This is a genomic window from Lentzea atacamensis, assembly GCF_003269295.1.
GTDB classification, from domain to species: Bacteria; Actinomycetota; Actinomycetes; order Mycobacteriales; family Pseudonocardiaceae; genus Lentzea; species Lentzea atacamensis.
Genome location: NZ_QLTT01000011.1, coordinates 149,427 through 162,905 on the forward strand (window position 1 = coordinate 149,427; position 13,479 = coordinate 162,905).

A 13,479-nucleotide genomic window follows, 5' to 3' on the forward strand; every position below is an offset into this window, starting at 1 on the left:
ATGTCCCGACATGCGCCGCACGACGATCCGGGCACACCGGACACCAGATCGCCCTGGCGGTACCTCTGGTGGCTGGTCAAGATGCAGCGCTGGCGGGTGCTGGCCGGGGCGTGCTGGGGGTCGCTGTGGATGTGCGGGCTGATCTTGCCGCCGTACCTCATCGCCAGGGCCATCGAAGAAGGGCTTCGGGGTGGGAGCCGCACCGCGTTGGTGTGGTGGTGCGTGGCGCTCGTCGTGGTGGCCGGGGTGCTGGCGCTCCTCGGAGTGGCCAGGCATCGCACGATGACGCTCGTGCGCACCGACGCCTCGCTGAGGACGGCGCAGGTTGTTGTTCGGCACGTCACCGCACTTGGTGGTGTGGTGCGGCGGAGGCTGTCCACCGGTGAGCTGACCTACCTGCAGAACGGGGACACGGCGCGGATCGCGCATGCGCTCACCAGCACCGGGCCCGGAGTGGGTGCCGTGATCGCGTACGCGGTCACTGCCGTGCTGCTCGTGCGGATCTCGGTGCTCGTCGCGGTGGTGGTGCTGCTCGGTGTGCCGGTGCTGGCGCTGGTCACCGGGCCGGTGATGCGGCGGCTGCACGCGGTGGAGGCCGGGTACCGGCACAGCCAGGGGGAACTGACGTCGCGGGCCGGGGACATCGTGGCCGGGCTGCGGGTGCTGTCCGGGATCGGCGGCAAGCCGGCGTTCGAGGAGCGCTTCAGGGCGATGTCCCGTGCGGTGCTGAAGGACGGCTACCGGGTTTCCGGCTGGTTGAGCTGGGTGCAGGCGTTGACCTGGGGGTTGCCGTCGCTGTTTCTCGCGGCGGTCACGTGGATCGTGGCGCGGATGGCGGTCACCGGGGCGATCACGATTCCCGAGATGCTCGCGGTGTACCTGTACGTCACGACGTTGATCGTGCCCGTCAGCTTCTTCATGGAAGGCGCCGACGCGATTCCGCGGGCGCTGGTGTCGGCGCGGCGGGTGATCGACGTGCTCAGGTTGCGGCCGGAGGCCGGTGCCGCGGGAGAGCCGTTGGTGGTGCAGGACGGTGTGCTGACGGTTGTGGTGTCGGCGAACTCCACGCTGGCGCGGGAAGCCGTCGAGCGGTTGCCGGGGGTCGTGGCGGACAACGACGACTACCTGTTCCGGGGGACGGTGCGCGAGGCGGTGTCGGTGGCCGAGCACGACGAGATCGACCTCGAGCAGGCGGTGTGGGCGGCGGCCGCGGTGGATGTCGTGGAGGCCTTGCCGGACGGGCTCGACTCGCGGCTGGAAGCGCAGGGGCGCAACGTGTCCGGCGGGCAGCGGCAGCGGCTCAGGCTGGTGCGGGCGTTGTTGAGCGAGCCGGACCTGCTGGTGTTGGTGGAGCCCACCTCGGCGTTGGACACGGTCACCGAGGCGGCTGTGGTCAAGCGGGTCAAGGAGGCGCGGTTCGGGCGGACCACCGTCGTCGTGTCGGCGTCGCCGTGGTGGGTGGGGCAGGCGGATCGGGTGGTGCACCTGGATCCCTCCGGTGTGCAGGGGGAACTGGAGGAGAGCCGATGAACCGGCTGCCGATCGCGGACCGGCGTGAGGTGCGGCGGGCGGCCGTGCGGTTGATGCGGGGTGAACGGCGGGCTCTGACCGTGGTTCTCGTGCTCACGGTGCTGACGGCGCTGGCCGGGCTCGTCGGGCCGTACCTGCTCGGCAAGATCGTGGGTGGCGTGAAGGACGGTGGGCTCACGCTGTCCACCGTGGACCTGTTTGCGCTGGGTGTGCTCGGTGCGGCTGTCGCACACCTGTTGCTGGTGCGGTACAGCGCTTTGCAGGCGGCACGCCTTGGCGAACGGTTTCTGGCCTCGCTGCGCGAGGAGGCCGTGACGCGTTCGCTGGCCTTGCCGGCACGGGTGGTGGACCGGCTGAGCACCGGCGATCTGCTCACCCGTGTGACGAGCGATGTCGGCACGGTCGGGCAGGCGTTGCGGGACAGCGTGCCCGAGGTGTTCACCGGCGTCGTGCACATCGTCGTGGTGTTCGTGGCGATGTTCCTGCTGGATCCGGTGCTGGGTCTGGCGACGCTCGTCGGGGCGCCGTTCACCGTGTGGGTGCTTCGCTGGTACCTGGCGCGTGCGCGCGACGCGTACCTCGCGGAGAGCGAGGCCAACGGTGACGTGGCGGAGATTTCCGCCGCGGTCGGTGGGGGCAGCCGGACCATCGAGACCTACGGGCTGCGTGACCGGATGGTGGCCGCGGCGGACGACACCATCGCTCGTTCGTACCGGGCGCGGCTGCGGACGTTGCGGCTGCGCAACGTGCTGTTCCCGGTGACCAGCTTCGTGAACACCTTGCCGACCGCGTTGGTGCTGCTCATCGGCGGCCTGGTGCACGCGGCCGACGGCGTAGGCATCGAGGTCGTCGTCACCGGCGCACTGTGGGTGTGGCGGCTGGGGGAGCCGATGGACCGCATTCTGTTCTGGATCGAGTTCCTGCAGCGGGGCAGCGCGTCGTTCGCCCGGATCGAAGGGATCGGGGCCGACGCGGAACCCGTTCCGGCGGTGGGAGTACCGGCCGACGACCGCATCGAGGTGCGCGGGGCTCATCACTCCTATGTGGACGGGCATGAGGTCCTGCACGGCGTGGATCTCGTTGTGCAGCCTGGAGAACGGCTCGCGATCGTCGGGGTGTCCGGTGCGGGCAAGTCGACCCTGGGCAGGCTGATCGCGGGCGTCGACCGGCCGGCCGAGGGGGCGGTGCTCGTCGGCGGGGTGCCGGTCGCGGATCTCGTGGCCGCGGGCGAGCAGCAGGTCGTGCTCGTGACGCAGGAGCATCACGTGTTCATCGGGACGTTGCGGGAGAACCTGGCGATGGCCGCCCCGGACGCACCGGACGAGCGGTTGGTCGAAGCCCTGCGCACCGTCGAGGCGCAGTGGTTCGACGAACTGCCGGAAGGGCTGGACACGAAGCTCGGCGCGGGCGGGCTGGAGCTCGATCCCGCGCAGGCACAACAACTCGCGCTCGCACGGGTGGAGGTCGCCGACCCGCACACGCTGGTGCTGGACGAGGCGACGTCCTCACTCGACCCGGCCACGGCCAGGCACACCGAGCGCGCGATCGCGGCCGTGCGGGAGAGTCGCACGGTGATCGCGATCGCGCACCGGTTGCAGACCGCGCGTGACGCCGACCGGATCGCGGTCGTCGACGCGGGTCGCGTCGCGGAGCTGGGGTCACACGACGACCTGGTGGCCGGAGACGGCACCTACGCGACGCTCTGGCGGTCGTGGCACGGCGGTTAGAGCGGCACAGTTGTCGTGTCGCCGTTGCGCATCACGGCCACCTGCGTGGTGCCGGGCGGCGCCAGCCACGCGTGCTCGCGTTCCTCTGGCCCGAGCAACGTGTTGCGGTCGGCGAGGAGCGTGCCCTGGCCGTCCGGCAACACCAGCCGTACCGGTACGGGCGTGCCCTTCGCCGCGAGGCTGCCCGTCAGCGCGCGGTCGAACGTGCCGTCCGGCTGGTAGAGAGCGCCGACCAGCTCCCCGTTCGCCTCGGTCACCACCGCGAACCGGCCGTCGGGGAGCCAGGCCCGAACCTCCCAGAGCGGCCACTCCGTGCCGTAGTCCACGTAGCCCCGCCGCCAGACGTCCTCGGACACCAGCTTGTCCTGGCTCTGGCCGGGCTTGGCGGGCTCCTGCCTGCTGGAGGCCCACATCACGTCCGTCCAGCCGAGTCCGGGATGCGGCACCATCGCCTTCTGCCGCCCGGTCTCCTCGCGCGGGGTGATCCGTTCCCCGACGCGGGTGACGTCGCCATCGGCCGGGGCGGCGTCTGCGCGCACGAACACGGCTTTGTCCTCCAGCTTGGCGCCCACCACCGCCACCCCGTCGGACAACACGGCTTGCCACCACACTCGCGAGTACCGGAGATCCGGCCCGCGCACGGGATTCACCGACCAGAAGACCTGCCGGCCGAGACTCAGCACGACGTACGTCGACTCGTCGGCACCGAAGCGGTAGATGCCTTCCTCTCGGCCCTCCTTGAGGACGATCTCCTGGCCGACGACGACGTTGCCGTGCACCAGTCCCACCAGGGTCTGCGGGTCCTTCGCATGGGCCACCCGCACCGACTGCGCGACCAGTGCCGCCGGGCCGCTCGGCGTGTTTCCCATCCAGAACACGTGTGCGTCCGTTGAGACCTCCGTCACGCCGCCACCGACCTGCGTCTTCTGCTTCCACGCGGCCAGCGACTGCGCGATGAGATCGGTCTTGCCCGACAGGTCACCACCCGTCGCCGCGGTGAGCCGCGCATCCGCAGCCGTGAACGGTTCGGGGGAGGGGGAACGGGTCAGCACCACCCCCGTCATCACGCCTGCGATCAATGCGACTGCCGCGGTGATTGAGAGCAGTTTGCGCGTGTGTCGTCGTCGCGCACCGGCCATCACGTCCCCCACGAATCCCGGCCGCACGTCCAGTTCTGCTGTCGCGGCCTCCATTGCTTCCTTCAGTTCCACGTCAGCACCTGCTCACCCATCAGCTCCCGCATGCGGGCGAGCCCGCGCGAGGTCTGGCTCTTCACCGTGCCGACGCCGCAGCCGAGCGTGCGGGCGGTCTCGGCCTCGCTGAGGTCGTCGAAGAACCTCAGCACCAGAACCGCGCGCATCTTCCTCGGCAGCTGCGCCAACGCGCGCACCACGCTGTCCGCGTCCACGACCTGCTGTTCGTGCCCGCGAGACGCGGGCACCGCCCCCAGTTCCAACGGTGCCTCCGGCTTGCGGGAACGCCGTCGCCAGCGATTGGCCGCGGCGTTGGCCAGCGCGGTGCGCGCATAGGCCTCCGGAGAGGTTCTGATTCGGCGCCACTTGCCGTACATGCTCATCAGGACGTCCTGCAGAATGTCCTCGGCGGCGCCTTTGTCACCGCCGCACAGCAGGTAAGCGGTGCGCAACAGTGCCTGTGAACGCAACGCCACGAAGTCCTCGAAGTCCTGCATGTCCCCCCTTCGGCGGTTGTCGAAGGTACTGACACCGGGCGGGTCGGCAAGGTTGTCGGGCGACCGTTTAGACTCAGTTCGACTCCAGACGACGAGGGAGATACGCGTGGCCGAGATGACCGTTGAACTGGTCGCCGTTGAACGCCGCCTGTGGTCCGGCAAGGCCACCTCTGTATCGGCGCAGACGACCGAGGGCGAGATCGGCATCCTGCCTGGTCACGAGCCCGTTCTCGGCCAGCTGGTCGAGGGTGGCGTGGTGCGCGTCCGCACGACGGACGGGGCACTGGTCACCGCCGCGGTGCACGGTGGCTTCCTCTCCGTGACCGGCACCGGCGTCTCGATTCTCGCCGAGGACGCCGAGCTCGCGGGCGAGATCGACGTGGACGCGGCGCGGTCGGCGCTGCAGGACGCGGATGACGCCGAGCGCGCACGTGCGGCAGCGCGCGTGCGGGCCGTGGAACAGTCGGCCTGAGACCGGGCGCGAGGGCGCAGCCGTGGGGATCACCGAGATTGCCGGACTGATCCTTCTTGGGGTGGCGGTCGTCATCGCCTACTTCGCCTGGCGCCGCATCCGGCTGCTGCGTGAGGGTGGCGTGCACGTCGCGCTGCGCAGCCAGTTCGACGATCGTGGCCGTGGCTGGCATCTGGGCGTGGGGCACTACCGGGGCGACAAGTTCGCCTGGTTCCGGGTGCTCTCGCTCGGGTCCGGCCCGGATCAGCTGATTTCCAGAGACGGACTCGAGATCGACGCGCGTCGTGAGCCGACGGGGCCGGAGGCGTACGCCATGCCGGTCGGAGCCACGGTGCTGCGTTGCCGCTCCGCCTCGGGTGAGGTCGAGATCGCGATGGGCCCGGACGCGCTGACAGGATTTCTGTCCTGGTTGGAGTCAGCGCCTCCGGGCCGCAGCATTCCCTGGGCTTCCTAGGCATTGCCTCCGGGCTGCCAGAGCACGTCACCGTCCGGGTTCGCGACGCGGGCCAGGATGAACAGCAGGTCTGACAGCCGGTTCAGGTACTTCGCCGTGAGCACGTTCGTGTGCTCCTCGTCGGCCTCGATCAGCGCCCAGGCACGCCGTTCCGCCCTGCGCGCGATCGTGCGCGCCTGGTGCAGCAGAGCCGCGCCCGGTGTGCCGCCGTTCAGGATGAACGAGTCGAGCTTGCCCAGCCGCTCGTTGAAGGTGTCGCAGTACCCCTCCAGGCGGTCGACGTAGGCCTGGGTGATGCGCAGCGGCGGGTACTTCGGGTCCGGCACGATCGGCGTGCACAGGTCCGCTCCGACGTCGAACAGGTCGTTCTGCACCTTGCGCACGACGTCGTGGACGTCCTGCGCGAGCTGGCCGAGCGCCAGGGCCACGCCGAGGGCCGCGTTGGTCTCGTCGACGTCCGCGTACGCCTCGATGCGCGGATCGGTCTTGGGGACGCGGGAGAAGTCGCCGAGCCCGGTCGTGCCGTCGTCGCCGACCCGCGTGTAGATCTTGGTGAGATGTACCGCCATAAACGGCACTCTATGGCCGTCCGTAGGATTGCCGCGTGAGCGAGCATTTCCGGGTACACGGTGGCGCACGACTGGTCGGCGAAGTTGATGTCGTCGGCGCCAAGAACAGCGTCCTCAAGCTGATGGCTGCAGCTCTGCTCGCTGAAGGGACAACGACCCTCACCAACTGCCCGGACATCCTCGACGTGCCGCTGATGGCGGACGCGTTGCGCAGCCTCGGGTGCGAGGTCGAGCTCGAGGACGACGTGGCGAGGATCACCACCCCGTCCGAGCTGAGCTACCACGCCGACTCCGAGGCGATGGGCAAGCTGCGGGCGAGCATCTGCGTGCTGGGGCCGCTGGTCGGCCGGTGCAAGCGCGCGGTCGTGGCGCTGCCGGGCGGTGACGCGATCGGGTCGCGGCCGCTCGACATGCACCAGAGCGGTCTGGAGAAGCTCGGCGCCAAGACCTGGATCGAGCACGGTTGCATCGTCGCCGAGGCCGAAGGGCTGCACGGCGCGCAGATCTGGCTCGACTTCCCGAGCATGGGTGCCACCGAGAACATCCTGATGGCGGCCGTGCTGGCCAACGGCACGACGGTCATCGACAACGCCGCGCGCGAGCCGGAGATCGTCGACCTCTGCCTGATGCTGACGCAGATGGGCGCGCGGATCGAGGGCGCCGGCACGTCGACGCTCACCGTCCACGGGGTCGAGGAGCTCAAGCCGACCGAGCACCGTGTCATCGGTGACCGGATCGTCGGCGCCACGTGGGGGTTCGCCGCCGCCATGACGCGGGGCGACGTGCGGGTGCGCGGCGTCAACCCGCATCACCTCGACCTGGTGCTGGAGAAGCTGCGGATGGCGGGCGCCGAGGTCACCGTCTACGAGGGTGAGGACGAGGGCTTCCGCGTCGTCATGGAGGGCCGCCCGAAGGCGGTCGACTTCGTGACGCTGCCGTACCCCGGTTTCGCCACGGACAACCAGCCGTTCGCGATCGCGCTGTCCGCGGTCTCCGAGGGCACCGCGATGATCACCGAGAACCTGTTCGAGGCGCGGTTCCGGTTCATCGACGAGATGATCAGGCTCGGGGCCGACGCGCGCACGGACGGTCACCACGCGGTGATCCGCGGCGTCGAGCAGCTGTCCAGCGCCCCGGTGTGGGCTTCGGACATCCGCGCTGGTGCGGGGCTCGTCCTCGCCGGTCTGTGCGCGGACGGGGCCACCGAGGTCTACGAGATCTTCCACATCGAACGTGGTTACCCCGGGTTCGTGGAAAACCTCCGCAAGCTCGGCGCGGACGTGGAGCGCGTCAGCTCCTGAGCACCAGCCGCGCGTTCGCGACGTCCGCCGGGAACACCATCACCCGGTACGGCGCGTTCCGCGAACGCGTGGCACGCACCCCGTTCGCCTTCAGCTTCCGCACGAGGACGTTCGCGGCCTCCTCCGTGGGCACGATCGCCACCTCGCTCAGCAACCCGAAGTCCGTGCCCTCCAGATCCGGCACGGGCCGCTTGTCGTTGCCGACGAAGTACCGCAACGCGAGGGCCAGCAGTCCGATCACCCCGAACACGACCACTGTCTGGTAGATCGCCGTCACCCTCCAATCATGCTCCGTGGTCACGATTCAGTGAGCAATCGCACGCGCGGCAGTGGTTACCGGCCAGTACGCTCCGGACAACGACTTGTGGGAGGTTGCTGTGCCGTACCCAGCTGACCGTGAACGCGACCGCCCCTGGGTGATGCGCACGTACGCGGGTCACTCCTCGGCTGCGGCTTCCAACGCGCTCTACCGGCGGAACCTCGCCAAGGGGCAGACGGGCCTCTCGGTGGCGTTCGACCTGCCGACGCAGACCGGTTACGACCCCGACGACGAGCTCGCCAAGGGCGAGGTCGGCAAGGTCGGTGTGCCGATCAGCCACATCGGCGACATGCGCCAGCTCTTCGACCAGATCCCGCTCAGCAGTGCCAACACGTCGATGACGATCAACGCGACGGCCATGTGGCTGCTCGCGCTGTACGTCACCGTGGCGGAGGAGCAGGGCGCGGACCGGTCGGCGCTGGCCGGCACGACGCAGAACGACATCATCAAGGAGTACCTGTCCCGCGGCACTTACGTGTTCCCGCCGGGACCGTCGCTGCGGCTGATCACCGACATGGTCGCGTGGACCGTGTCGAACGTGCCGAAGTGGAATCCGATCAACATCTGCAGCTACCACCTCCAGGAGGTCGGCGCGACGCCGGCGCAGGAGGTCGCGTACGCGATGTGCACGGCGATCGCTGTCCTGGACTCGGTGCGCGACTCGGGTCAGGTGCCGCAGGAGAAGTTCGGTGACGTCGTCGCCCGCATCTCCTTCTTCGTGAACGCCGGTGTGCGCTTCATCGAGGAGATGTGCAAGATGCGTGCGTTCGCCCAGCTCTGGGACGAGATCACGCTGGAGCGCTACGGCGTCGAGAACCCGAAGCACCGCCGGTTCCGCTACGGCGTGCAGGTCAACTCGCTCGGTCTGACCGAGGCGCAGCCGGAGAACAACGTCCAGCGCATCGTGCTGGAGATGCTCGCGGTCTCGTTGTCGCGCAACGCTCGTGCCCGCGCGATCCAGCTGCCGGCGTGGAACGAGGCGCTCGGCCTGCCGCGCCCGTGGGACCAGCAGTGGGCACTGCGCATGCAGCAGGTGCTCGCCTACGAGACGGATCTGCTCGAGTACGAGGACATCTTCGACGGCTCGCCGGTGATCGAGGCCAAGGTCAACGACATCCTGGCCGGCGCGCGTGAGGAGATCGACCGGGTGCAGGCGATGGGTGGAGCCGTCGCTGCCGTCGAGTCCGGCTACATGAAGTCGCAGCTGGTCTCGTCGCTGGCCGACCGGCGCCGCCGGGTCGAGTCCGGCGAGGAGATCGTCGTCGGTGTCAACAAGTTCGACACCACCGAGCCGTCACCGCTGCAGGCAGAGGGTGCGAACGCGATCGAGACCATCGACCCGGTCGTCGAGATGCACGCCGTCGAGGCGATCCAGCAGTGGCGGGCCTCTCGTGACAACGCTGCTGTCGCCGAGGCTTTGGACGCACTGCGCGAAGCCGCGAAGACGGACCAGAACCTGGTCGAGGTGACGCTGGCCTGTGCGCGCGCCGGCGTGACGACCGGTGAGTGGTCGCAGGCGCTGCGTGAGACGTTCGGCGAATACCGCGCGCCCACCGGTGTTTCCGGCGCCTCGGCGTCGGGCGAGGCGGGCTCGGAGATCGCCCGCGTGCGCGACCGCGTCCGCGCGACCGGTGAGGAGATCGGCGAGCGGCTGCGCATGCTGGTCGGCAAGCCGGGCCTCGACGGTCACTCCAACGGTGCCGAGCAGGTCGCCGTGCGGGCGCGCGACGTCGGCTTCGAGGTCGTCTACCAGGGCATCCGCCTGACGCCGTCGCAGATCGTGTCCGCGGCCGTGCAGGAGGACGTGCACGTCGTGGGCCTGTCGATCCTGTCCGGCTCGCACCTCGAGGTGGTGCCCGCGGTGGTCGACGGCCTGCGTGCCGCCGGTGCCGGGGACATCCCGGTGATCGTCGGCGGCATCATCCCGCCGGACGACGCCGCGAAGCTGCGGGACCGGGGGGTGGCGCGGGTGTTCACGCCCAAGGACTACGAGCTGACCGAGATCATGGACGAGATCGTCACCGTGATCCGTGAGGTGCGTTCTTTGCGCTAGAGCCTTAGATTCGCGGAATGGTCGACGTTGTGCGTGAGGGCTCGGTTGTCCGCATCACGATGAATCGGGTGGCCCGGCGCAACGCGCTGTCCGCCGAGCACCTCACGGAGCTGCTGGAGGCGTTCCGCGAGGCTGGTTCTTCGGACGCGGCCGGGATCGTGCTGGCCGCCGACGGCCCGGTGTTCAGCGCTGGGCACGACTTCACGGACGTGCACGCCCGTGACGAGGAAGGCGTGCGGCAGCTGCTGGAGCTGTGCACGGTGTTGATGAAGACCATCCAGTCCGTGCCGCAGGTGGTAATCGCGCGCGTGCAGGGTCTGGCCACGGCTGCCGGGTGTCAGCTGGTGGCCTCGTGCGATCTCGCGGTGGCGTCGCTGGACGCCGGTTTCGCCCTGCCCGGCGGTAAAGCCGGGTGGTTCTGCCACACGCCCGCGGTGCCCGTCGCGCGGTCGGTCGGGCGCAAGCGGTTGATGGAGATGGTGCTCACCGGCGATGTGGTGGACGCCGCGACCGCCGTCGAGTGGGGCCTGATCAACCGCGCTGTGCCCGCTGGGGAGCTGGACGCCGCCGTGGACGAGCTGCTGGCGCGGGCCACGCGGGGGAGCCGGGCGTCGAAGGCGGTGGGCAAGCGGACGATCTACGCGCAGCTGGATCGGCCAGAGGCGGAGGCGTACGACATCGCGCTGGCCGTCATGGCCGAGACTTCGCAGTCCCCGTCAGCCAAAGAGGGGCGGGCGTCGTTCCTGGAGAAGCGGTCGCCCGTGTGGCCCGACTAGTCGCGAGCAGCCTGAGGGCGTCCGCGTTCGGGCCCGGCTCGGCCTGGTAGATCACCAGGTACTGGCCGGGTGCCTCGCGGACGTCGAACGAGTGGTAGTTCAGCTTGAGCGGGCCGACGGCGGGATGCACGAACTCCTTGGCGTCCTGGGTCTTCCCGCGCACCTCGTGCTGTTCCCACAGCTCCCTGAACACCGGGTGCTGGTTGAGCTCGGCGACCATGTGCCTGAGGCGCTGCGACTTCGGGTCGGCCGTTTGCCGCAGGTGCGCGACGGTGCTCTGCGCGACCCACTGCCAGCGCGGGTAGAAGCTCGTGGCGGCCGGGTCCAGGAACGTCATCCTGGCGGCGTTGTCGGCGGGCGTGAACGGTTCGTACAGGGCGTCGGCCAGCGCGTTCGTGGCGAGGATGTCCAGCAGCGAGTTCATCACGAACGCCGGCATGTCGTGCATGCCGCTGATGAGCCGCCGCAGTTCCGGGCTGACGACCTGGGTCTCGTGGCCCTCCTCGGCGACGACTCCGGCGAGCCGGTGCAGGTGGGCGCGAGCGTCGGTGTCGAGCCTGAGGGCGCGGCTGAGCGCGTCGAGGACCTGGGCTGACGGGTTGGTCTCGCGGCCCTGCTCCAGTCGGGCGTAGTAGTCGGCGCTCACACCGGCCAGGACGGCGACCTCTTCTCGTCTGAGGCCTTTGACCTTGCGCTGGGTGTGGCTGGGCAGGCCCGCGTCCTCCGGGTTGACGCGGGCGCGGTGGGCTTTCAGGAACTCGCCGAGCACGTCCACAAGGTTATTCGCCTCGCGTGTGCATTGCCCGGGTGTGCCACACCTAGGCAGAAGGTGTCCTGGTTGGCGCTGTTCGGGCTGGCCATCGTGGTGTCCATGAACAAAGTTGTGTTGATCAGTGGAGCTTCCAGCGGTATCGGTGAGGCCACGGCCCGCGTCCTGGCCGCTGCAGGGCATCAGGTGTTCCTCGGGGCGCGCCGGGAGGACAGGCTGGCCGCGCTGGCCGAGGAGATCGGCGGTGCCCACGCGCCGTTGGACGTGACCTCGCGGGAATCCTTTCAGTCCTTTGTGGACGCTGCTGTGTCTCGCTACGGACGAGTCGACGTGTTGGTGAACAACGCGGGCGTGATGCCGTTGTCCCTCCTGGACTCCTTGAAGGTCGACGAGTGGGACCGCATGGTCGACGTGAACATTCGCGGTGTGCTGAACGGCATTGGCGCCGTGCTGCCGCTGTTCAGGTCTGGCGGTCACGTCGTGAACGTGGCCTCGGTCGGTGCGCACATGGTCATGCCGACCGCCGCCGTGTACTGCGCGACGAAGTACGCGGTGTGGGCGCTGTCGGAGGGACTGCGGCAGGAGCGCGACGACCTGCGGGTCACCGTGATCTCGCCCGGTGTCACGGAGTCCGAGCTGGCGGACAGCATCACCGAGGAGTACGCGTCGTCGTTGATGGAGGACTTCCGCAAGATCGCGCTGCCGGCGTCGGCGATCGGTGACGCCATCGCCTACGCGATCTCGCAGCCCGCTGAGGTCGACGTGAACGAGATCGTGGTGCGGCCCATCACCCAGAGGTAGGCACGGCTAGGCGCCGGTCGTCGAACCCGGCCTGAGGATCATCAGCACGGTCACGGTGGCCCAGAGCAGGTTGAAGATCCCGGTGTACATGGCCAGGTGCTTGACGTCCCTGGTTCTGATCGCCTTCTCCTGGCCGGGCAGGATCTTGAGGGCGAGCAGGAACGCGGCGGCGGTGGTGAGTGCGATCGACACGATCACCCAAGGGTGGCCGGTCACGCCCATCACGCCGGCCGTCGCGAACCCGAAGACCGGCACCGAGATGCCGATGAGGGCGTAGACGCGGCAGATCCGGTGCAGGAGCTCGGGATTGCCGTTGCCGGTGACGGCCTTCGGGAACATGCTCGCGGCCACCGTGACCGGGCCGATGGCGATGATGGCGGCCAGGACGTGCAGCGAGAGGAAGAGCTTGCTCACGCGGCCCTCCACGCGGTGCCGCGGCGTTCGTGGGCGAAGAGGGCTTCCACTTCGAGTGCTTTCTGGGCGCCGGCCTCGCGTTCGACCAGGTGCAGGCCCAGGTCGATGCCTGAGCTGACGCCCGCGGCGGTCACCAGGTCGCCGTCGTCGACGATCCGGGCGCGGATGGCGTTGACACCCAGCCGATCCAGCGCCTGGAGGCCGAGGTGGTTGGTGGTCGCGTTCCTGCCCTTGATCAGGCCGGTCATCGCCAGCAGCAACGATCCGCCGCACACGGTCGCGATGGTGGCGCTCGTTGCTTTCAACACGGGGCCGATGGTGGCGGCGGCCTTGCTGAGCAGCGCGAACGTCTCGTCGTCCTGGAGGGCGGCGGCGCCGGGGACGACGACGAGGCCGGCGTCCGGGTCGAGCTGGGCGGTTGCCCTGAGCGACAACAGGTTCATGCCTGCCGGGACCTCGCGCGGTCCTTCGGTCGTCACCAGCTCGGTCCTGATTCCACCTGCGGTCAGCGTTTCGTACGGGCCGATCACATCCAACGGGTCGAAGCCGTCGAACAACACCACTTGTGCTCTCACTTCGTCGCTCCTTTTTCGTTGATCACGAC

At 69.2% G+C, this 13,479-nt stretch carries 15 protein-coding genes; 8 read left to right on the forward strand and 7 right to left on the reverse strand.

Annotated elements, in window-relative coordinates:
• Positions 1-1,530 carry an ABC transporter transmembrane domain-containing protein gene (locus C8D87_RS37540; protein WP_112230740.1) on the forward strand — a complete coding sequence of 510 codons (1,530 nt, stop codon included), beginning with the start codon at positions 1-3 and terminating at the stop codon, positions 1,528-1,530.
• Positions 1,527-3,257 (forward strand): ABC transporter ATP-binding protein, encoded by a 1,731-nt coding sequence (locus tag C8D87_RS37545; protein WP_112230742.1) that lies wholly within the window; start codon positions 1,527-1,529, stop codon positions 3,255-3,257. The genes C8D87_RS37540 and C8D87_RS37545 overlap by 4 nt, the downstream gene beginning before the upstream one ends.
• Here C8D87_RS37545 and C8D87_RS37550 read toward each other — a convergent pair.
• Positions 3,254-4,468 carry a hypothetical protein gene (locus C8D87_RS37550; protein WP_146771991.1) on the reverse strand — a complete coding sequence of 405 codons (1,215 nt, stop codon included), beginning with the start codon at positions 4,466-4,468 and terminating at the stop codon, positions 3,254-3,256. The genes C8D87_RS37545 and C8D87_RS37550 overlap by 4 nt on opposite strands.
• Positions 4,459-4,947, reverse strand: coding sequence for a SigE family RNA polymerase sigma factor (locus tag C8D87_RS37555; RefSeq protein ID WP_112230746.1), 489 nt, complete (start codon positions 4,945-4,947; stop codon positions 4,459-4,461). The genes C8D87_RS37550 and C8D87_RS37555 overlap by 10 nt, the downstream gene beginning before the upstream one ends.
• A 115-nt stretch (positions 4,948-5,062) precedes the next feature.
• Between C8D87_RS37555 and C8D87_RS37560 the strand changes: the two genes are divergently transcribed.
• Together C8D87_RS37560 and C8D87_RS37565 are read left to right on the forward strand one after the other, a co-directional pair.
• Positions 5,063-5,419, forward strand: coding sequence for a F0F1 ATP synthase subunit epsilon (locus C8D87_RS37560; protein ID WP_167975791.1), 357 nt, complete (start codon positions 5,063-5,065; stop codon positions 5,417-5,419).
• A 22-nt stretch (positions 5,420-5,441) separates the two neighbouring features.
• On the forward strand, positions 5,442-5,873 hold the full coding sequence (locus tag C8D87_RS37565; protein WP_109634610.1) for a DUF2550 domain-containing protein: 432 nt from the start codon (positions 5,442-5,444) through the stop codon (positions 5,871-5,873).
• On the opposite strand, the gene C8D87_RS37570 is transcribed toward C8D87_RS37565, so the two are convergent.
• Positions 5,870-6,442: a cob(I)yrinic acid a,c-diamide adenosyltransferase gene (locus C8D87_RS37570; protein ID WP_109634608.1), complete on the reverse strand. Its 573-nt coding sequence runs from the start codon at positions 6,440-6,442 to the stop codon at positions 5,870-5,872. The two genes, C8D87_RS37565 and C8D87_RS37570, sit on opposite strands and share 4 nt — an antisense overlap.
• 35 nt (positions 6,443-6,477) lie before the next feature.
• Here C8D87_RS37570 and murA point away from each other — a divergent pair, with 35 nt between their 5' ends.
• The gene (gene murA / locus C8D87_RS37575) at positions 6,478-7,743 is read left to right on the forward strand and encodes a UDP-N-acetylglucosamine 1-carboxyvinyltransferase (RefSeq protein ID WP_109634606.1); all 1,266 of its coding nucleotides are present in this window, start codon (positions 6,478-6,480) and stop codon (positions 7,741-7,743) included.
• Here the strand turns inward: murA and C8D87_RS37580 are convergent.
• Positions 7,733-8,020 (reverse strand): hypothetical protein, encoded by a 288-nt coding sequence (locus C8D87_RS37580; RefSeq protein ID WP_112230749.1) that lies wholly within the window; start codon positions 8,018-8,020, stop codon positions 7,733-7,735. The two genes, murA and C8D87_RS37580, sit on opposite strands and share 11 nt — an antisense overlap.
• Before the next feature lie 100 nt (positions 8,021-8,120).
• Here C8D87_RS37580 and C8D87_RS37585 point away from each other — a divergent pair, with 100 nt between their 5' ends.
• Together C8D87_RS37585 and C8D87_RS37590 are read left to right on the forward strand one after the other, a co-directional pair.
• On the forward strand, positions 8,121-10,115 hold the full coding sequence (locus C8D87_RS37585) for a protein meaA (RefSeq protein WP_109635290.1): 1,995 nt from the start codon (positions 8,121-8,123) through the stop codon (positions 10,113-10,115).
• Positions 10,116-10,132: 17 nt separating this feature from the next.
• The gene (locus C8D87_RS37590) at positions 10,133-10,891 is read left to right on the forward strand and encodes an enoyl-CoA hydratase-related protein (protein ID WP_112230751.1); all 759 of its coding nucleotides are present in this window, start codon (positions 10,133-10,135) and stop codon (positions 10,889-10,891) included.
• Here C8D87_RS37590 and C8D87_RS37595 read toward each other — a convergent pair.
• A complete protein-coding gene (locus C8D87_RS37595; RefSeq protein ID WP_233439379.1) occupies positions 10,806-11,660 on the reverse strand; it encodes a helix-turn-helix transcriptional regulator in 855 nt (284 codons plus the stop codon). The genes C8D87_RS37590 and C8D87_RS37595 overlap by 86 nt on opposite strands.
• Before the next feature lie 102 nt (positions 11,661-11,762).
• On the opposite strand from C8D87_RS37595, the gene C8D87_RS37600 reads away from it, so the two are divergent.
• On the forward strand, positions 11,763-12,461 hold the full coding sequence (locus tag C8D87_RS37600; protein ID WP_112230932.1) for an SDR family oxidoreductase: 699 nt from the start codon (positions 11,763-11,765) through the stop codon (positions 12,459-12,461).
• A 6-nt stretch (positions 12,462-12,467) separates the two neighbouring features.
• Here the strand turns inward: C8D87_RS37600 and C8D87_RS37605 are convergent, their stop codons facing one another.
• Complete coding sequence (locus C8D87_RS37605; protein ID WP_112230934.1) at positions 12,468-12,875, reverse strand: hypothetical protein; 408 nt, start codon at positions 12,873-12,875, stop codon at positions 12,468-12,470.
• Complete coding sequence (locus C8D87_RS37610; protein ID WP_112230753.1) at positions 12,872-13,450, reverse strand: DJ-1/PfpI family protein; 579 nt, start codon at positions 13,448-13,450, stop codon at positions 12,872-12,874. Before C8D87_RS37610 ends, C8D87_RS37605 begins: the two co-directional genes overlap by 4 nt.
• Between the last annotated feature and the right edge of the window lie 29 nt (positions 13,451-13,479).

Bases quoted from the DNA above. Each gene is read 5' to 3' on its own strand.
- C8D87_RS37540 (WP_112230740.1), top strand. From the start codon at position 1: ATGTCCCGACATGCGCCGCACGACGATCCGGGCACACCGGACACCAGA.
- C8D87_RS37545 (WP_112230742.1), top strand. From the start codon at position 1,527: ATGAACCGGCTGCCGATCGCGGACCGGCGTGAGGTGCGGCGGGCGGCC.
- C8D87_RS37555 (WP_112230746.1), bottom strand. From the start codon at position 4,947: ATGCAGGACTTCGAGGACTTCGTGGCGTTGCGTTCACAGGCACTGTTG.
- C8D87_RS37560 (WP_167975791.1), top strand. From the start codon at position 5,063: ATGACCGTTGAACTGGTCGCCGTTGAACGCCGCCTGTGGTCCGGCAAG.
- C8D87_RS37570 (WP_109634608.1), bottom strand. From the start codon at position 6,442: ATGGCGGTACATCTCACCAAGATCTACACGCGGGTCGGCGACGACGGC.
- C8D87_RS37590 (WP_112230751.1), top strand. From the start codon at position 10,133: ATGGTCGACGTTGTGCGTGAGGGCTCGGTTGTCCGCATCACGATGAAT.
- C8D87_RS37600 (WP_112230932.1), top strand. From the start codon at position 11,763: ATGAACAAAGTTGTGTTGATCAGTGGAGCTTCCAGCGGTATCGGTGAG.